Origin of the sequence: Pseudomonas marginalis (assembly GCF_008692035.1) — a bacterium.
Taxonomy (GTDB): domain Bacteria; phylum Pseudomonadota; class Gammaproteobacteria; order Pseudomonadales; family Pseudomonadaceae; genus Aquipseudomonas; species Aquipseudomonas marginalis.
In genome coordinates, this window is record NZ_VTFG01000001.1 from 312,237 (window position 1) to 331,026 (window position 18,790).

Genomic DNA, 18,790 nt, shown 5'->3' on the forward strand with positions numbered 1-18,790 from the left:
TCCCGCTCGTCACCAGGAGATACCCCATGAACAATACGACGTCTCACCAAGGACGCCTCAAATCGTTGCGCGCAGCCGGTATCGGCAATGCGCTCGAATGGTTCGACTGGACCCTGTACGCCACCTTTTCGGTGTACCTGGCAAGCAACCTGTTCGACAAGACCGATGCGCGCTCGGCGATGCTCGCGACCCTTGCGGTGTTTGCGGTTGGCTTTGTCGCACGCCCTGTCGGCGGCTGGTTGTTTGGCCGGCTGAGCGACCGGCTGGGGCGCCGGACCATCATGGTGCTCACCATGCTGCTGCTTGCGATCAGCAGCCTGGGCATCGCGCTTATCCCTGACTACCAGAGCATTGGCCTGTATGCGTCGGGCGCGCTGCTGTTTTTCCGGCTGATGCAGGGGCTCGCCCATGGTGGCGAGACAGGGGTTTCCTACACCTATGTCGCTGAGATCGCCCCAAGCAAGCACCGTGGCTTATGGTCCAGTTCCGTGTATGTGGGGGTGACGCTGGGCGTGATGGCGGCAACGGCCGTGGCGGCGACGCTGACCTGGCTGCTGGGCGCCCAGGCCATGGGTGACTACGGCTGGCGGATCGGCTTCGCCATTGGTGGAGTGCTCGGTATTTACGCGCTGTTTCTGCGCCGCGGTGCGCAGGAGTCTCATGTGTTCGTAGAGCAGCAAGGGCAAGCGCGGCCCCCGCGCAAGCTGTCCAGGGGGGAGATGCTACGGGTGGCGCGCAACATCGTCATGCTTGCAGCGGCCGCCAATGTCACTTACTACGCGTGGGTCACGTTCGGTGCTTCGACGGCGATTGCCCAGGGCATGGACGCCACGGGAGCCTATGTGGCCAGCCTTCTCGCGCAGCTCCTCTGTGTGTGCTGGTTGCCGGTCTGCGGGATGGTGTCCGATCGGGTAGGGCGCCGGCCCATGGTTATCGCCTGGGGCCTGGGCGTGATCGTGCTGACCTATCCCCTTTCGATAATGGTGACCACTGAGCCCTGGACGCTGTTTTTGGCCCAGGTGCTGGGGCTGGGCGCCTGGTCGCTGATCGCGGCGATTTTCCCTGCTGTGCTCTCCGAGCAGGTGCCCACCCAGGCACGGGCCCAGGGCGTGGGTTTGGTCTCGTCGGTTTCGGTGGCGATCTTTGGCGGCACCGCCCCTTATCTACACAACTATCTCAGCGGCGCCGACCTTGGCTATCTGTACGTCAGCTATGTGATCGGGTTGGGCGTTGTCACCGTCCTGGCGGGGTTTCTTATCGACGAAACAGCGGGCATCGACCTTGCGCACATCAAGGCGCCTGGTGCTCGAGTCAGCGTAAACACGTTGGCTGGTCGATCCGCAGAATCAGCCGATCAAAGGAGTACGACTCAATGAATTCCACAGACCTCAAAAACACCGCTGCGCGAGGCGAACGCCTGGGCGCCAACGTGATCGTCAGCCAGACTTCGGGCCCACGTCAGGCCGCACGCGAGACCTGGGTCGAAGTTCCTTGCGAGTCGGGCCCGGCGGCCGCCTGGTGCTACTCGGACCGTCGCGCCTATAGCCCGGGTGATTCGGTTTGCCTGTATCTGTCGTCGAACCGCCCGCACGTGAGGCTGCGGATCTATCGTGATGGCGCCATCGCCCGCACGCTGCATACCACCGACAGCCTTGACGCTCGATTCCACCCCATACCCGAACGTGCCTACGAGCATGGCTGCCAATGGCCTGTCTTCATGCAATGGCCAATTCCGGCGGATGCCGAGCAGGGTGGCTACATAGTGGAAGTGCGGGACGGCGACGACAGCGTCCTCGGGCATCATCTGTTTATCGTCAAGGCGCTGTGCAAGCGTGCCGATGCCTTGGTGCTCGTCGCGGCCACCTCGACGTGGGCCGCTTATAACGACTGGGGCGGCGCCAATCATTACTTTGGCGTTCATCCCGGCACGCCACGTGGCCGCTCACCGTTGCTGTCGGCACAGCGCCCCTGGGCGCGAGGGCAGGTGTGGCTGCCGGCCGATGCGCCACGTTGCGTCAACGCGACCCGGCCCCGCACGCCAGGGCCGGCGCGCTATGAGTTCATCGAATGGGCCAGCCTAAACGGCTACGCCAAGTACTACGCGCTGGCGGGGTGGGCTTCCTACGAGAGACCTTTTGTGCTCTGGGCCGAGCAGCAAGGTTATACGGTGCATATCCTGACCCAGGACGATTTGCATCACGACCCCCACGCGCTCGAGGGCTACGCCTGCGCCGTCTTCGTCGGGCACGACGAGTACTGGACGCGGGAAATGCGCGACCATGTCGACGCCTTTGTCGAGGAGGGCGGCAAGGTCGCGCGCTTCGCCGGCAATTTCATGTGGCAGATTCGCCTGGAGGATGAAGGCCGGCGGCAGGTGGCCTACAAGTACGACGCCGGTGCGCTCGATCCTGTGGCCGCTACCGAGCCTCATCGGCTAACGGGGGCCTGGGAAGATCCGAGGGTGAATCACCCCGGGGCAACGACGTTCGGGGTGAATGCTCTGCGAGGCATTTACGCCAGCTTTGGAGGCATGGCGCCGCGCAGCCCGCGCGGCTACACAGTCTTCAGGCCCAAGCACTGGGCGTTCATGGGGACGGGCCTCGGCTACGCGGATATGTTCGCGGACGAAGCCAACCTCTTCGGCTATGAGGTGGATGGCCTGGAATACACCTTCGTCGACGGCCTCCCGGAACCGCTCTACACAGACGGGGCGCCCTGCGGATTGCAAATCCTCGCCATGGGCTGGGCGACCAATGCCGAGCATGGCCGGTCCGAGGATGCCTATTCATTCATGCTCGGCGATGGCGATGCGCGGTTTCGTGCTTCCATCCTGGCGCCGGACCTCAGCGACGCCAGCATCGATATGCATAGCCGCGGGGCCGGCATGGTGGTGCACTTCCACAAAGGTCGAGGCGAGGTGTTCACTGCCGCCACGTGCGAATGGGTGCATGGGCTCATGCAGGCAGACATCTACACCGTGATGATCACCAACAATGTGCTCGAGCGTTTCCTCCGCAATACGTAACTATTGAGAGCATGGGTGAGAAACTCGAGAGTTTTCAATTTCGTCTCCTTGCATTAGTTATTTCTGTGAAAAAACGGGTTCTAATCGTGAAGGCCGGATTCAATCGCTCCCGGCGTTGATAGGATTTGGTTGGCGTTTCTCGATTGAGAACTTAAGCAACGCCGCACATCGAAAAATCCCATGGGCGAATTTGCTGTAAGGCATCGTCAGGAAGAAGGCCATAACGAATCCTAAGTGGATCGCCAGCAGCAGCGGCATGGCTGAAAACTCCCGCCAGGCCAGCAAAGCCAGACCGCTAAGGCTGACCAGAAACAGCAGGGCTATGAAACCACGATCCATGGGCCTTTGGTTCGCATCGCCATGTTCGGGATCACGCCGGAAGTTCAACCATAACAAGCCTGCAGGACCCACCAACAACCCAATGCCGCCTAGTACGCCGAGAATCACTGGAAGGCTGAAGAGAGGGTAGGGGGCGGACCAGTTGAGAAAGTAGTGGAAAAGCGTGGCCACACAAGTGGCTGCAAAGCACAACAGGAAGCCATAGAACGTGAAGTGGTGGAAGCGACGTCGCCAGAGCGTGAATTTGTCATCGGCGTTGTTGCACCCCTCACCATGACCGCCGTCCAGGTACTTGAGCTTAGCGACATTGGCTGTTGCCTCGATGGCTGCCGATGCCTTCAGGGAAGTAGGAACTTGGGCGGGTGACACATTTTTCCAGAAACGCCTCACGCCAATCCCTAACGCCAATATGGAGAAACCAAACACGGCGCCAAACATCAATGCAAGGGTGTTATGAGGGAAAATGCCGTAGAAATTACCGCCCGGCATTTCACGGAACAGGTTGCCCATGATGGCCAGCGTCAGACACAAAAACAGCGCCAGGCCAATACCCGAGGCTACAGCGAGGGTCAGCCCATTACGCTGATAAAGCTGGCCAAATGGTCTAGGCCACGCGTATTCCCCATAGGTATCGACCCTCACCTTGGCCATGGCTTTGGGAACATTGACCGCAAACTCGTGCGGGGCTGCGTACTGACAAGAATGCAAGCATGCGCCGCAGTTGTGACACAAGTTGGCCAAGTAATGGATGTCTGCTTGCCCAAACGCCAGGCGGCGCGTCATGGCTGGAAAAACTGCGCAAAACCCTTCGCAATAACGGCACGAGTTGCAAATGGTCATTTGTCGCTGAACTTCAGTCTCATCGACATTTAGAACCGGAATCAACGGGTTGGCAGTTTTGGGATCATAAAGCTGCATATCGAGATCCCCCTGTCTCTGATTTGGAAGCAATGTCTGCGCTGGCTGCGGCTTGGACCCCGGCAACGCGACCGAAAGCAGTGCCGATGGCCATGCCAATCCCGGCTGTGTAACCTTTTCCCAGTACGTTCCCAGCCATCATCTCCCCTGCGACGAACAAGTTGGGGCTAGGCTTGCCGTTGAAATGAACGGCAGAGGTTTCGTCAGTCGCCAGTCCCAAGTATGTGAACGTAACTCCCGGCTTGAGCGGATATGCATAGAAAGGGGGGTTAACTAGAGGGCGCGCCCAGTGGGTCTTCGCAGGGGTTAGGCCCTCAGTGTGGCAGTCATCGAGCGCGGTATGATCGAATGTCCCTGCCTGGCATGCCTGATTGAAATCTTCCACCGTCTTAACGAAGGTCTCGACGGGCAGGTTCAGTTTCCGGGCAAGCTCTGCCAGTGTGTTAGCGGTGGTGCCTGGAAACACAGGTGGCATGAATCTGCCTATAGCTTGCTGGTCGATGATTGAATACGCTTGCTGACCGGGCTGCCCTGCGACCAGTCGACCCCAGATGGCATAACGTTTGGGCCAGAAATCCTCGCCTTCATCGTAGAAGCGCTCACCTTCCCGATTGACTACGACCCCAAGAGACACACAGTCGATACGGGTGCATATCCCTCCATCGTAGAGAGGAGCCCGCGCATCAATCGCAACCATGTGGGCTTGAGTCGGGTCACCGATGACATCCGCGCCCAGCGCTATCATGCGTTTAAGTAGCACTCCGGTATTGAAACGCGTGCCGCGAATCAAAAAGTTATCGGAAGGCCATTCACCCCGTTCGTTCTGGCCCCAGGCTTCTCGCAACCATTCACGGTTGGATTCAAAACCGCCAGCAGCGAGCACACAGGACTTGGCCTCGATCCGTTCAGCCGGCAGATGCTCGTCATCCACCACGCGTTCAGGGAGATGTGCAGCAATGAACTTTCCGTCCTTGAGCTCGATATCGGTGACCTGGGCGTTATAGCGAATCTGAACGCCTATTCGCTCAGCGCTTCGGAAATAAGCATTGACCAAGGCTTTGCCACCGCCCATGAAAAAGGCATTTGTCCTTGCAACATGGAGCGCGCCGGAGAGCGGCGCCTGGAAGTGAACGCCGTGGGAGCGCATCCAGTCTCGGCAGTTGGAAGATGCAAGGATCGTGATTCGGGCAAGTTTTTCATTCGTGATCCCGCCGGTGACCTTCAGCAAATCCTGCCAGTACTCTTCCTCCGGGTAGGCGTCTACTAAAACGTCTTGCGGCGCATCATGCATACACCGAAGGTTACGTGTGTGCTGCGAATTGCCACCCCGCCAAATCTTGGGCGAGCCTTCCAGAAGCATGACGCTCGCACCAGCCTCCCGCGCCATCAGCGCAGCGCATAAGGCGGCATTACCCCCTCCGATGACTAACACATCAATCATTGTTATTTTCCTCGACTCGACTCTACAACCGGCTGGAGCACGGTGCTCCTTGTGAGTGAGCGAAGCTTAATGCGAGGTCTGGGTGGTCGAAAGAACGTGCTAGCGGCAGGGCCTTTACTTTTACTAAAGGCCTACCCGATGGAGAGCCTCTGGCGGTTGAAGGCTTGCCCCCGGCCAAAGGTGCATATTCACTAGCTCACGGCTGACCTCAAGAAGAACGACGCGCGTGGCTAACGCAGCAGGGGACAGCTCGTCGTCCGAAAGGCTGGCTAGGAAGTTGCGGCGCCCCACATGGTCGTCAGAGATTTCGACCATGCGAAGTTCTGCATCCCCTAAGCGAGCGGCGGCGGCACCAGGCTGTATTGTCGCTGCATGTCCAGCTTTGACTGCTTGCATCAGCGTCGCTAGCCCATCGATCTCCATCACGATGTGAGGAACGGTTTCACTGCGCTCAAACGCCATGATTATGCTAGTGCGTAATCCGTGCTGTGCACTCGGCATAACCAACGGTACATGCCCGAGTTGATCAATTTGCACGGTATCGCCTTCAGGGATATCAAGCAGAGTCGGGACTGCTATGACAAACAGCTTTTCGTCGAGCAACGGAGTGACGTGCCATCGCCTTCCGGCATCGGCTTGGAACACAACCGCCAGATCTAACTGCCGAGCGTTAAGCTGGCTCGCGAGATGGCCAGATAACATCTCCACTAAGTGCAGCTGAATGTCAGGGTAGCGGGTGCGCATGCGCTCGATCAGAGGCAACGCCAGAACGCTGGCCGTAGTGGGTGGCAGGCCCACACTGACGTATCCGCTCATGCGACCTCGCTGAGCGGCATGTACCGCATTACCTATCTGCCTTACCGCAAGTTGCGCATGGTGAAGAAACGCGATGCCGGCGCTGGTCGGTGTCACGCCAGTGGTCGTGCGATTGAGTAACCGAGTACTCAGTTCATTTTCCAGCTTACTGACTTGCTGGCTTAAGGCAGAAACCCCCAGGCCAAGCTCAGCAGCAGCCCGGCTCAAGCTTCTGTGTTCGGCAATCTTAAGAAAGTATTGAAGCTGTCTGAGCTCCATCAGGAGAGTTCCTTCGATAGGTCGTTTTGCTGCTCGACCTGGGTTAGGTTGAACGTCCTTTCGCGGGGCTGATGGACGATTGAGGCTTGGTTAGGACAGCGTTTTATTCACGTGTACAGGCTTTGTGAATCGTCGGCGTAACCTGGCGTTAAAGGCTCTCAGGATCGCCAAAGAACATTTTGACTGGGCTCTAGCGCAGTATTTTCAGGTCGGAAAACCTAAAATATGCCCCCAGTTTTGCCCCCAGTAGCGCGGGATATGCGGGTGATCGAGATTGGCGATCTCTGAGGCGGAGCAGGGTGGTCGTCAATGGCTTTCAGTGTAACTCCTCATCGGATCTGACGGGAGGGGGCAGGGCTCATCAAGGACCAGCTAATCCGCTCTCGGTCGAGAACAGCAACTCCGATCGGCTGTGTTCGACCTAATATTTGCATCCGCGTAATTTGTTTGCTGGGCTTGGAGGTGTCTACGAAACCAAGAGCGATTCATGGTGAAACAACTCCAGCTAGCGATGCGGAAGCCAGGTAAGCAGACCCAAAATGTACCGCCTTATATCGTGCCGCTGTCGGTTCAGGCGCTGGAGATCGTGCGTCACTTGCTGGACCAGGTTGTTCCCGCACAGCGCTACTTATTTGCGCATCGAAGCGATCTAAGCAAACGCATCAGCGAGAACACGCTGAATGGCGCGTTGCGTCGAATGGGGTATGCCGATCAACTCACTGGTCATGGGATGAGGGCGACGATCTCGACGGCGCTGAACGAGATCGGATACCCAAAGGTGTGGGTGGATGCTCAGCTCTATTCCGCCGCGAATCGACCGGTAACCCTCACGGGCAAAGCGTCGCGCCAATGCAGCGCCAAGTTAGACGTACGGGATCGGAAGGTGCAGCCTGTGAGCGGCAGGTTCAATGCCCTACCAATTCTTCCAGCAACTGCTCCTTGTACCCCTGTAGCACTGATGATGTCCGGTCCCTCGGATGGGGCAGGTCTATCCGGATTTCATGCTTGATCCGGCCCGGATGTGCGTCCATCACGATCACTCGATCTCCCAGGTATAACGCCTCTTCAATATCGTGAGTGACCATAATCACCGTGCAACGCTGCTGTACCCAGATGCGTTGCAGCTCGCGTTGCAGGTGCACGCGGGTCAAGGCATCGAGGGCGCCCAGCGGTTCATCCAGTAGCAACACTTTGGGTTTGTTGATGAGCGCCCTGGCGATCGCGGCGCGCTGCGCCATACCGCCTGAGAGCTGATGGGGGTAGGCATTTTCAAATCCTTCAAGGTTCACCAGCCTGATGTGTTCAGCTACCTGACGGTCTTTCTCCGCCTGGGGCAGCTTGTGGTTTTTCAGGGCCAGGGCGATGTTCTGGCTGACAGTCATCCACGGGAACAGGCGGTGGTCCTGGAACACGATGCCGCGTTCCAGGCTGGTGGCGACGATACGTTTACCGTCCAGCAAAATATCGCCTCCGTATTCGGCTTCCAGGCCGACAATCAGTCGCAGCAGAGTGGATTTTCCGCAGCCGCTGGCGCCGACAATGCTGACAAACTCGCCAGGGCGCACGTCGAGCTGGATATCGTGCAACACCGGCAGTGAACGGCCCTCGATCTGGTATGTCTTGTTCAGGCCGCGAATCTGCAGCGCACCGGTTTGCACGTAAAGTGGGGAAGCGATTGCGTTCATATCAGGGCCTTTCAACGGAGGTTGCGCCAGCGCAACAGGTGGCGGCTCAGCAGGGTGAATAACAGGGTCATCAGGTAGCCGAGCAAGCCGATGCACAGCACGCTGAGCACGATCACTTCCATGCGCGAGCCGGCCTCTGCGTTCATCATCAGATTGCCCAGGCCCGCCCCGGAGGACAGGAACAATTCACTGCCTATCGCGGTGACCCAGGCGAATGCCAGCGCGTGCAGCACGCCGGTGGCGATACTCGGCAACGCCGCCGGCAGCAGCACCTGGGTGAATTGCTGAACAGGGGTGAGCACCAGCACCTGGCCAACTTCCCGGTAACGGCGCTCCACATGGCTGAAACCCTGGTAGGTGTTCAGTACCATCGGGTAGAACGCGGCAAGGGTGACGATCAGCACTTTGGAAAACTCGCCGTTGCCGAACCACATCGCAATCAGCGGGATCCAGCCAAGCATCGGTACCTGACGAATCGAGTGGAACAGCGGGCCGATCAAACGGTTGGCTACGCTGGACAGTGCCATCAGCACCCCCAGCATCACGCCGAACACAATGCCCAGTAGCAAGCCACTGCTGGTACGCGCCAGGCTTGCCAGCAGGTTGACCAGTAGTTCACCGTTGCCGAGCATTTCCAGCAACGCCGAGCCGATTGCCGATAACGGCACGAAGGCATAGGCGCCGGCAGCGTCCTGGCGTGAGGCGTATTTCCAGGCGAGCACCAGCAGCAGTGGCAGCAGCAGTCCTCGGGATTTTTTCAGTAAGGGCAGCATGTGAGGCTCCTAGCGGGTCTGCCAGCGAAACAGGCGCTGTTCGATACGGCGAAAGGCATAGTCGAGGGCAAACCCAATCACCCCGGTGACCACTACACCGACCATCACCACATCGATGCACAGCATCTGCCGGGCCATCTCGATCATCTGCCCCAGCCCACTGTCGGCCGCCAGCAATTCAGTGGCGACCAGCACCACCCATGCACGGGTCAAGCTGATGCGAAAGCCGGTGATGATCGGCGGCGCGGCGGCGGGCAGAGCCACCAGGCGCACAAAGGTCGGCCAGCGCAAGCGGTACACGTCGGCCACTTCGAAGTAACTGCGCGGAATGCCGCGTACCCCTTCTCCTGCGGCGAGTGCCACCGGGAAGAACGCGGTTTTGGCGACGATAATGATCTTGAAGGTTTCATCAATGCCGAACAGCAGCACGAACATCGGTATCAACGCGATGCTGGGGATCTGGCGCAGGGTGTGGAACAGCGGCCCGCAGTACACCTCGACGTTCTTGGACAAGGCCATCAGCACGCCGAAGGCCAAGCCACACAGTGAACCAATGCCAAAGCCCAGGCCGAGCCGCGACAAGCTATTACCCAGGTGTTCGAGCAATTCGCCGCTGGCCAGCAGTTCTTCGAAGGTGTGCAGCACCTGGGCCGGTGGTACTAGCAGGTTGCGCGGGAAAATCCCGAGATGGGCCACCCACGTCCAGACGGCGAGCAAAGCCAGGGGCGAGATCAGCCAGGTGAGAGCGGTGAACAATCGATGGATGCGCATGGCAAGTCTTTTTCAGCGAAGTACAACGTGTCCATCGCAAAACATGTGCCACAACCCAACCCATCTGTAGGAACCCGGCTTGCCGGCGATGAGGCCCGTAAGATCAGCTCATGGCAAACGGGCAATTGGTGATGGGGTGCTGCTGGGGCAGCACCCATTCAGCAGCCGCCTCAGAAGTCGTAGCTCACGCTGGTGTAATAAAACGCGCCCTGTGCGCCTTCCGGGCTGGTGATGGAGTATTTCGGTACGCCGTACAACTGCGCACCATCGGATTTGTCAGGGTGGGTATCGAACAGATTGATCGCACCCACCGAGACTTTTACGCCTTTGTGGAAGGTGTACGACAGGTCGAGATCGGTCACCCATTGCGGGCTGTAGGTTTGATCCAGGCTGGGATTGGTGGCATTGAGGCTTTTCCATTCGCCATAGCGGCGCTGGGCCACGGTCAGGCCCCAGTTTTCATATATCCAGTTGGCGCTAAGGGTCAGCTTGGTGTCCGGCGTGCCTTCCTCGATCAGGCCCTGTGTGTTGCGCCCGACAATCTGCGAACCCTTGATATTGCCCACATCGCGCAAGCCGGTGATGGTGGTGTCGGTCTTGGCAAAGCCACTGCTCAGGTTCAGGCGACCCCATTGCTGCAGGTCCCACTGGTAATTGCCGGTCAACTCGATACCGTCGGTGCGGGTGTCGGCGACGTTGGTGTAGAACGCCGCGCTTTGGATATTGGCGTAGGGCGTACCGGCAAAGATCGGCGTGACCACGCTGGCGGGTAACTGGTCGGAAAGGGTGATGCGGTTATCGATGTTGATGCGGTACGCGTCCACCGTGACCGAGGCATTTTCCAGTGGGCGCCAGACCAGGCCCAGGGAATAGTTGGTCGACTCCTCTGGCTTGAGCGCCTTGCCGCCAAGCGCCTGGGCTTCCGGGCTGTTCGCGCGCAACGTACGTTGTTGCACCTCGACGAAGTTGCCGCTGCCCGGCGGTTGCTCTACCACCTGCACACTGAACGAGGACATGCCGCTCTGCACCAGCGAAGGCGCGCGATAGCCGGTACTCGCAGTGGCCCGTGCGGCGATCTGTGGGGTGAAGTCGTAGCGCAGGGACAGTTTGCCGTTGGTGGTGTCGCCAAAGTCCGAATAGTGCTCGGTACGCACCGCCACGCCGGCCTGGAATTTCTCGGTAATCTGGCCTTCGACGTCAATGTAGGCGCCCAGTACCTTGCGATCCAGCGAGGCGGCATCTACCTGGGTGATGCCTGAGTAATAACCGGGAATCCGGCGCCCGGTGATCGGGTCGGCCGTATTGAACAGCGGGCCGTTCTGCCAGCCTGCCGCTTCACCCGCGCTCAATTGGTAGTTTTCCTTGCGCCAGGCCAACCCGGCGGAGAGTGTCAGCGGCTTGAACAACAGGGCGGTGGGGAAGTCACGCACCCAGTCCAGGGTCAAGTTGGTCTGGTCGTTTTCGCGCTCTCCGGTGTAGATATTCGATGGGCTATTGGTGCCGTAGCTGGGGTTGATCGCATTGCGGTCGGTGGATTTGAGGGTGTTGTTGCCATGATTGAGCGCCAGGTCGAATTTGCCCAGACGCTCGTTCTCCCAGCGCAGCCCGCCGGTCACCGCATAATCCTCCAGGCCGTAGCGGGTGATCGGCAAGCGGCCGTCCGGGTAGCGCGCCAACGCGTTACTGCCGTAGTTGTTACGCAAGGTGGTGGGCGGATCGAAGAAGCCTTCGGCGTCGGTGTTCTTGTGGGAGTAGGTGGCGAAGCCGTAGGCGGTCAGGCTCTCGCCGATGCCGACCTCGCTGTTGGCCACGAAGTTGTACTGGTCCGAGACATTGCCTGCCCCCCAACGCCAGGTGCGGTAGCGGTTATTCTGCTCGCGGGGCGTGTTAACGCTGGTATCGCCGGGGTAAAAGATCCGGTTGTCGGGGTTGGTGTCGCTGGCCGGGTCCTGGCTGCCGGCGTCGAAGCTCAAGGTCAGGAAACCGTCGTTGGGCAGGGTGAAACCCTTCCAGCCGCTGAGCTTACGCTGCAGGCCATCGCCTTTGTCATAGCCGCCAAAGCGATAGCCCAGGTTGCCGCCGTCGTCGTTTTCCTTGAGCACAATGTTGATTACCCCCGCGATGGCGTCGGAGCCGTATTGGGCTGCGGCGCCGTCGCGCAGGATTTCTACGCGCTGGATCGCACTCAACGGAATCAGGCTCAAGTCCACCGCTGCCGCGCCACGCCCATTCACCAGGCTCTGACGGGTGATATTCGCGCTGCTGTGACGGCGTTTGCCGTTGACTAGCACCAGCACTTGGTCCGACGCCAAGCCACGCAGCGAAGCGCCCTGGGCGATGGAGCCGCCGAAGGCGCCTTGGGGCGATTGTGGGAAGTTGAACGACGGCGACAAGGCGGTGAGGGCGCCGGAGAGGTCGGTGGCGCCGGTCTGCTGCAATTGCTCGCCGGACAGTACGTCGACGGGGGCTGCGCTTTGCAGGGCGGTCAGGTCGCTGCGGCGGGTGCCGAGTACCACTACGGTGTCCAGGTGATCGTTTTTTGCAGTGGGCTGCGTATCGTCTGCCGCAAAGACAGGCACGGCAAGGCTGCCCATGACCAGCGCAATGGCGCCGGCCAACGGAGTGCGTTGGAACATAAAAAGGTCCTTTCAGAATGTAGGAGCCCGGCTTGCCGGCTCCTACAGGGAGTGGAGGTGTGGTTGGGTTAGAAGCGGCTGGTCACGCTCAGGCCTACGGTGCGAGGGTCGCCGTAGGTGATCACGTACTGGCCCAAGCCACCGTTCGGCCGGCCATGGACTTGGTAGCGGCGGTCGGTGAGGTTGTTGACGAAGCCGGTGACGCTGAGTTTTTCGTCGGTGCTGTACCAGGTCAGGCGACTGTTGGCCAAGGTGTAGTGAGGCTGGCTCAGGTCCTTGTCGGCGCTACTCTGGCGGTCGGCGAGGAAGTATTCCTTGTCGCGGAAACTCACATCCGCCCCCGCCACCAGCTTGCCGCCGATTTCCAGTGGGATGGTGTAGTCGCCGCCTAAGGACACCACATTACGCGGCGAGCGCACGAAGCTGTTGCCGCTGTAGTCGCCGGTGACGGCGCCGGTGGTGGGGTTGGTGTTTTTGAAATCGGTGTATTCGCTGTCCAGGAACGAGATCGCTGCGCGCAGGTGCAGGTAGTCGGTGGGTTGGCCTTCCAGCTCCAGCTCGGCACCTTTGACCTTACCCTTGGCGCCGTTGGTCAAGGCGGTTGTCAGTACTCCGTTGTTAACCGTCAGCAGGTTCACCTGAATGTCCGAATAGTCGTAGTAGAAGATATTCGCGTTGGCGGTCAGGCGATGGTTGAACCACTCGGACTTCACGCCGAACTCATAGGCGTCGAGTTGTTCCGGGTCTACCGTGGTCAGTTGCGACAGGCTGGTGGACAACCCGGTGTTGAAACCGCCGGAACGGAAGCCATGGGCGTAGCGGAAAAACACGCGCACGTTGTCGTTGATGCGGTATTCCGGGGTCAGGTCGTAGGTCCAGGCTTCCCAGGTCTTATCCTCCTGGCGATTGCCGTTGCTGCCGGCGGCGGCGAGCGGGATCAATGGGCCGTTGGCGGTGGCGCGGGTCAACTGGGTCAGGCTGAGGTCGATGTCTTTCTTTTCCTGGGTCCAACGCAGGCCACCGGTCACGCTGAAGTTGTCGGTGAAGTCGTAGGTCAGGTTGCCGAATAGCGCGTAGCTGTCAGTATTATGGTCGTAGCTCAGGTCACGAAAATCCGTGGCGCCCCCAATCTGGTTCGAACCTGTGCCATTGGGGGTCGGGCCGGGCTGGATAAAACGCCCGGCGGTGCTATCCAGATCTTCATGGAAATAGTGCGCACCCGCCAGCCAGCGCAGGGTTTCCTGCTGGGGCGAGGCCAGGCGGATTTCCTGGGAATACTGAGCGTATTTGTTGTCTGCGGTGGAGGTCCCGTTGACCTCGTACGGCGTGTAGTCGCCGTCACTGCTGGACTGGCCGCGAATATAGTCATAGGCGCTGATGGACGTGAGGGTGTAGTCGCCCAGGTGCCAGTTAAGGGTCAGCGAAGTACCGTCGTGATTGAGCTTGGAATCGTCTTTCACATTGAGCGCGATATCGCGCCCGGCCGGCCGCTGGTAGCCCACGTTGTAATAGCGGCCCAGGGTCAGCGCACCGTTGGCGCCATCGCCCTTGAACTCGCGGCTGTGGATCTTCCACAGCGCGTCCAGGTCGTCGTTGAGCTGGGCGAAGAACTGCAGGCGCACGGCCTTTTTGTTCACGTCACCGTAGGTGTGATCGTCCACCAGGTTCTTCTGGAAACCGTCGCGCTCTTCGGAGTACAGCGAGATCCGCGCGGCGAGTTTCTCATCCACCAGGGCACCGCCGAGGGCGCCGCTGAGGATGCGTTCGTTCTTGCTGCCAAAGCCGATGGTGCCGAAACCGTCGGTGTCGAACGTCGGTTTCTTCGAGATGATGTTCACCGCGCCGGCCGTGGTGTTCTTGCCGTAGAGCGTGCCCTGTGGCCCGCGCAGGATCTCGATGCGCTCCAGGTCCCACAGCGGGCCGCCACCGGCAATCGGTGCGTTCAGGTACACGTCATCGGCATAAATGCCTACTGGGTAAACCGTGGCCGCACCGGTGTCGCCGGTGCCCAGCCCGCGGATGTACCAGCGCGGGCGGCCGTCGCCGTCGGGGTTCTTGGCCGAGGCGTTGGGAATGAAGGTGGTGATGTCGCCCATGTTACGTACGCCATCGGCGACGATGCTGGTGCCCTGGACCGCCGATACCGCCACCGGAACCTCTTGCAGGGTTTGCTCGCGGTGTTGCGCGGTGACGGTCACGGTCTTGAGTGACGGCTCGGTCTTGCTGGCGTCGTCTTCAGCGGCGTGCGTGCTGCCGGCGACGAGCAAAGCGAGCCACAGGCCCTTGGTGATCGGATTGATTTTATGCATTGCAGTCTCCCCCGGAAAGTGTGTCCTTGAAGGGGCTAGAGCAGAGATCGTGCCAAGAGGATTTCAGTGTTGATACATAGCCATAAGCTTATGATTTTAATCATAAAAAAATTATATAAGGCTGAGTTTCATAACGCTTTCAAGGGGCGTGAAAACGGCCTGCGGAGGATTCAGCAGAAAGTGCGCGCAGGGTGCTGCTGGAGCAGCAGGGGAAGTGTTGCCAGGCCAACACCGCTGGCACTGATCACACATTAATTGTAGGCGCCCGGCTTGCCGGCGCTGGCGTTTTCACCGGCGCCATCGCCGGCAAGCCGGGCGCCTCCAGGTAGGGGCGGACTAAACAGCGACGCGGGAAGTGGAACCGATGACTTTTTCCAGCACGCTGAAGTCGATCCAGTCGCGTACATCGAAGCGACGCGGGATGAAGTTCCAGCGGAACAGGAAGTCGGTGAAGTCCTGCAACGCATCGATCGAGCGCGAGTCCAGCGTGGTCCGCAGTCGACGGTGCGCGTCTTCACCATAGGCGGCGGTGACCCAGTATTCACTGGTATTGAGTTCTTTGGCGAGAAAGCGCCGGGTTTCATCCGGGTTGGCCCAGGCCCATTGCTCGGTGCGCAGCACGGTATCGACGATTTTCACGCTGGCATCGAAATGCTCTTGCAGCAGGTTGATATCCACGGTGAGGGTGCGCGGCGTGCCGTTGTTGCTGCGGATCAAGGGGTCAGGGTGCGAGCCAGTATCTACCACGACATGCAAGCCGAACTCATTGGCCAAGTGCACAGCGTGGGCGCCCTTGAGAAAGATCGCGTCGATATCGCCGCGCAGCAGGCCGATCAGTTCATTGTTGCGCCGGCTGAAGCGGCTCACCCCCAGTCCGATTTCAGGGCCATACACATAGGAGGTCTGGTTGTCGCTGTAGGTCCCGCCATAGGGGTAATCCACCAGTTCCACGTCCGACACGTTCAAACCTTCAAGTTTGAGTGCGTTTTCCAGGCCACGCAGGGCCTGGGCACGCGTGAAGTCGATCTGTACGTTGGCCCACTTGGGCAGACCGAAACGGCGGTTTTTCAGGTCGCGTACGTTCTTAACGCCGCTCTCTGCGGTGGTGAGGATCAACTGCACCTCGTCGCTCCACGACAAGCCCAGCACGCGGGTGTCGACGCCACTGGCGTAGGCCCAGATCGCCGGGATATTGCCACCGTGGCGCACCGAATTCTGCAGGTGATGGTCATAGTGGGCTTCGCGCACTTCCCGCTCGGTGGATTCGCGCAACGATTGGATATTGGTGCCAAAGGGCAGGAAGGCTTCGGCCAGTCGCCCGGACTGCACCGCGATGCCAAGCCCGGTGGGGACCGGGCTGTGGGTATACCAGAGAGTATCGAGTGGTTTGCTCATAAAATTCTTCGTTCAAATCCATGAAATGTTCGCACATTGCAGGAGCCCGGCTTGCTGGCGATGGCGCCCGTGAATGATGCCGTGATCATTAGGAGGCCATCGCTGGCAACCCAGCTCCTGCAGGGTTGGCGTTGTCGTTGAGTACAGTGTTCAACGGCCGTGCATCGATCCATTCACGCACATCGAAGGCCTGTGGAATAAAGCGCCAGCGGTGCAAAAAGTTGGTGAAGTCCTGCAGGGCGGCAATCGCCTGTTCATCCAGCTCGGTACGCAGGCGCCGGTGCGCGTCCTGGCCATAGGCGGCTGTCACCCAATACTCGCTGCTGTTGGTTTCCCGCGCCAGGTAACGGCGGGTGTCTTCCGGGTGGGTACGGGCCCACTGTTCGGCGCGCAGCACCGCGTCGAGGATGCCGGTGGCCACGTCAAAATGGTTCTCCAGCAGGTTCAGGTCGACCGCCAGCGTGCGCGGTGTGCCGTTGTTGCTGCGGATCAGTGGGTCGGGGTGGGCGCCGGTATCGATCACGATATGCAGGCCGAAATCATGGGCGTGCTGGGCGGCGCTGGCGCCTTTGAGGAAAATGGCATCCACCTCGCCGCGCAGCAGGCCGATCAGTTCCAGGTTGCGCGCGCTGACCTGGGTGTTGACCGGCGTGCCGGCCACATTGCGCACGGCGCTGTCACTGAAGGTACCGCCGTAGCGGAAGTTGACAAGCTTCACATCGCCGACTTTCAAGCCTTCCAGCGACAGCGCGTTTTCCAGGCCGCGCAGGGCCTGGGCGCGGGTGAAGTCGATTTGAACGCCGGCCCAGTCTGGCAAGCCGAAGGTGCGGCCCTTGAGGTCCTTGACGGTCTTGATACCGCTGTCCGGGCGGGTCAGGATCAGTTGCACTTCATCCGCCCAGGACAAGCCGATCACCCGGGTTTCACGGCCTTGGGCGCGGGCCCAGATCGCCGGGATATTGCCGCCATGGCGCACCGAGTTCTGCAAGGTGTGGTCGAAGTGCGACTCGCGCACGGCCTTGTCATTCGATTCGCGCAGGGACTGCACCTCGGTGCCCAAGGCGCCGACGGTGTCTTGCAACCAGCCCTTTTGTACGGCGATGCCCAGCCCGGTTGGCACAGGACAACGGGTATACCAGAGAGTGTCGAGGGGTTGTGTCATCAGAGGTTCTCCCCCAGCGCTTAGGCGCTGGCTTTCAAAGGTTGGATCGCCGGGCGTTGGTGCACCAGCGGCAATACTTCCTGGCCAATGCGCAAGGCTTCCTCAAGGTGCGGGTTGCCGGCAAGGATAAAGGTCGAGAAGCCAGCGTCGCGGTATTCCACCAGGCGCTCGGCGATGTTTTCGTGGCTGCCCACCAGGCCGACGGTGGGTCCCGGCTTGGCCTTGGCGAAACCAGCCCAGAGGTTGGGGCCGATGGTCAGGTCGTCGAAGCGGTCGACGTTCTGGTGATAGGCGGTCTGCCGCGCGCCGCCGACTGAATCCGAACCGCTGGTAAAACCTTTGGCAACCGTACTGGTCTTGCCTTCGAGTTTGTCGAATTGGCGTCGCAGGTCTTTCCAGGCCAGCTCTTCGGTCTCACGGGCGAACAGGTCGACCCGCAGGCCGAAACGTACCGTGCGCCCTTGTTTGTCAGCCAACTCGCGTACGCGCTCGATATGCGGCTTGAGCTTGTCGATGGGCTCGGCCCAATTCAGGTACACGTCGGCGTGTTTGGCGGCAACGCCCAACGCAGCATCGGAGAATCCGGAGAAATAAACTCCTGGCTTGCGCTCATGACGCAGGCCGGTGGGCAGGGCACCGTTTTCCAGTTGGTAGATCTCACCGTCGTAGGAGAATTTTTCGTTCTTCCACAGGCCCTGGATGATGTCCAGGAATTCGCCGGTGCGCTTGTAGCGCAGGTCATGTTCGAGGAAATCACCATTGGCGCGCTGGCTCGCGGGGTTACCGCCGGTGATGATGTTCCACTCCAGGCGGCCACGGCTGAGGTTCTGCAGGATCGCGGCTTGCTGCGCGGCGTAGGCGGGCAGGGTCCAGGTGGCTTGGAAGGCGATGAGGAACTTGATGCGCCGGGTTTCGCGGGCCAGCGCTGCAGCGGCGATCCAGGGCTCGGGGCCAGTGGGCAGCAGGGCGCCTTCAAAACCTGCAAGTTCGGCGGCCTTGGCCACTTGGGCGATGTAGTCGATGTAGGTGAAGTCATCCGGCTCGCCGTTGGGTAATCGCCCCGGGGCGATATTGCCAGGTCGGTAGTCGGGGTTGCCACGGTTGTGTTTGTCGGTGGTCAGTTGCGGACCGTCGGTGCCCAACGGCAGGCGCCAGAAAAATTCAGTGCTCATGGGTGCTCCTGATTTGAGTCGTGCAAGGGGCGCAGACCTGATGCGCAAGGTCTGTGCAACGTGCATGCCATGGGCGCTTCGGCCAATGGC

The 18,790-nt window shown here is 60.0% G+C and carries 13 protein-coding genes and 1 pseudogene; 3 read left to right on the top strand and 11 right to left on the bottom strand.

The window, feature by feature from the left end:
- Positions 1–26 precede the first annotated feature (26 nt).
- Together FX984_RS01295 and FX984_RS01300 are read left to right on the top strand one after the other, a co-directional pair.
- Positions 27–1,376 carry an MFS transporter gene (locus FX984_RS01295; protein ID WP_146476440.1) on the top strand — a complete coding sequence of 450 codons (1,350 nt, stop codon included), beginning with the start codon at positions 27–29 and terminating at the stop codon, positions 1,374–1,376.
- On the top strand, positions 1,373–3,025 hold the full coding sequence (locus FX984_RS01300; RefSeq protein ID WP_146476439.1) for a N,N-dimethylformamidase beta subunit family domain-containing protein: 1,653 nt from the start codon (positions 1,373–1,375) through the stop codon (positions 3,023–3,025). The genes FX984_RS01295 and FX984_RS01300 overlap by 4 nt, the downstream gene beginning before the upstream one ends.
- 99 nt (positions 3,026–3,124) lie before the next feature.
- Here the strand turns inward: FX984_RS01300 and tcuB are convergent, their stop codons facing one another.
- The 3 genes from tcuB to FX984_RS01315 all read right to left on the bottom strand — a co-directional run bounded on the left by tcuB (position 3,125) and on the right by FX984_RS01315 (position 6,797).
- A complete protein-coding gene (tcuB, locus tag FX984_RS01305) occupies positions 3,125–4,282 on the bottom strand; it encodes a tricarballylate utilization 4Fe-4S protein TcuB (RefSeq protein WP_027605744.1) in 1,158 nt (385 codons plus the stop codon).
- Positions 4,269–5,723, bottom strand: a complete 1,455-nt coding sequence (gene tcuA, locus FX984_RS01310; protein WP_027605745.1) for an FAD-dependent tricarballylate dehydrogenase TcuA — start codon at positions 5,721–5,723, stop codon at positions 4,269–4,271. The genes tcuB and tcuA overlap by 14 nt, the downstream gene beginning before the upstream one ends.
- 123 nt (positions 5,724–5,846) lie before the next feature.
- On the bottom strand, positions 5,847–6,797 hold the full coding sequence (locus FX984_RS01315) for a LysR family transcriptional regulator (RefSeq protein ID WP_146476438.1): 951 nt from the start codon (positions 6,795–6,797) through the stop codon (positions 5,847–5,849).
- A gap of 487 nt (positions 6,798–7,284) precedes the next feature.
- Here FX984_RS01315 and FX984_RS01320 point away from each other — a divergent pair.
- Positions 7,285–7,605, top strand: a pseudogene (locus FX984_RS01320) (tyrosine-type recombinase/integrase); the annotation flags it as partial.
- 97 nt (positions 7,606–7,702) lie between these two features.
- On the opposite strand, the gene FX984_RS01325 reads toward FX984_RS01320, so the two are convergent.
- The 8 genes from FX984_RS01325 to FX984_RS01360 all read right to left on the bottom strand — a co-directional run bounded on the left by FX984_RS01325 (position 7,703) and on the right by FX984_RS01360 (position 18,700).
- Positions 7,703–8,482 (bottom strand): ABC transporter ATP-binding protein, encoded by a 780-nt coding sequence (locus FX984_RS01325; RefSeq protein ID WP_115488704.1) that lies wholly within the window; start codon positions 8,480–8,482, stop codon positions 7,703–7,705.
- Between the two features lie 11 nt (positions 8,483–8,493).
- The gene (locus FX984_RS01330) at positions 8,494–9,255 is read right to left on the bottom strand and encodes an ABC transporter permease (RefSeq protein WP_146476437.1); all 762 of its coding nucleotides are present in this window, start codon (positions 9,253–9,255) and stop codon (positions 8,494–8,496) included.
- A gap of 9 nt (positions 9,256–9,264) precedes the next feature.
- Complete coding sequence (locus FX984_RS01335) at positions 9,265–10,026, bottom strand: ABC transporter permease (protein WP_146476436.1); 762 nt, start codon at positions 10,024–10,026, stop codon at positions 9,265–9,267.
- A 170-nt stretch (positions 10,027–10,196) separates the two neighbouring features.
- The gene (locus tag FX984_RS01340; RefSeq protein ID WP_146476435.1) at positions 10,197–12,662 is read right to left on the bottom strand and encodes a TonB-dependent receptor plug domain-containing protein; all 2,466 of its coding nucleotides are present in this window, start codon (positions 12,660–12,662) and stop codon (positions 10,197–10,199) included.
- 68 nt (positions 12,663–12,730) lie between these two features.
- Positions 12,731–14,971 carry a TonB-dependent receptor gene (locus FX984_RS01345; RefSeq protein WP_065941388.1) on the bottom strand — a complete coding sequence of 747 codons (2,241 nt, stop codon included), beginning with the start codon at positions 14,969–14,971 and terminating at the stop codon, positions 12,731–12,733.
- 336 nt (positions 14,972–15,307) lie between these two features.
- Entirely contained in the window at positions 15,308–16,366 is a 1,059-nt protein-coding gene (locus tag FX984_RS01350; protein ID WP_146476434.1) for an aliphatic sulfonate ABC transporter substrate-binding protein, read from the bottom strand.
- 88 nt (positions 16,367–16,454) lie between these two features.
- On the bottom strand, positions 16,455–17,528 hold the full coding sequence (locus FX984_RS01355; protein ID WP_146476433.1) for an ABC transporter substrate-binding protein: 1,074 nt from the start codon (positions 17,526–17,528) through the stop codon (positions 16,455–16,457).
- Positions 17,529–17,548: 20 nt separating this feature from the next.
- On the bottom strand, positions 17,549–18,700 hold the full coding sequence (locus FX984_RS01360; protein ID WP_065941391.1) for an LLM class flavin-dependent oxidoreductase: 1,152 nt from the start codon (positions 18,698–18,700) through the stop codon (positions 17,549–17,551).
- Between the last annotated feature and the right edge of the window lie 90 nt (positions 18,701–18,790).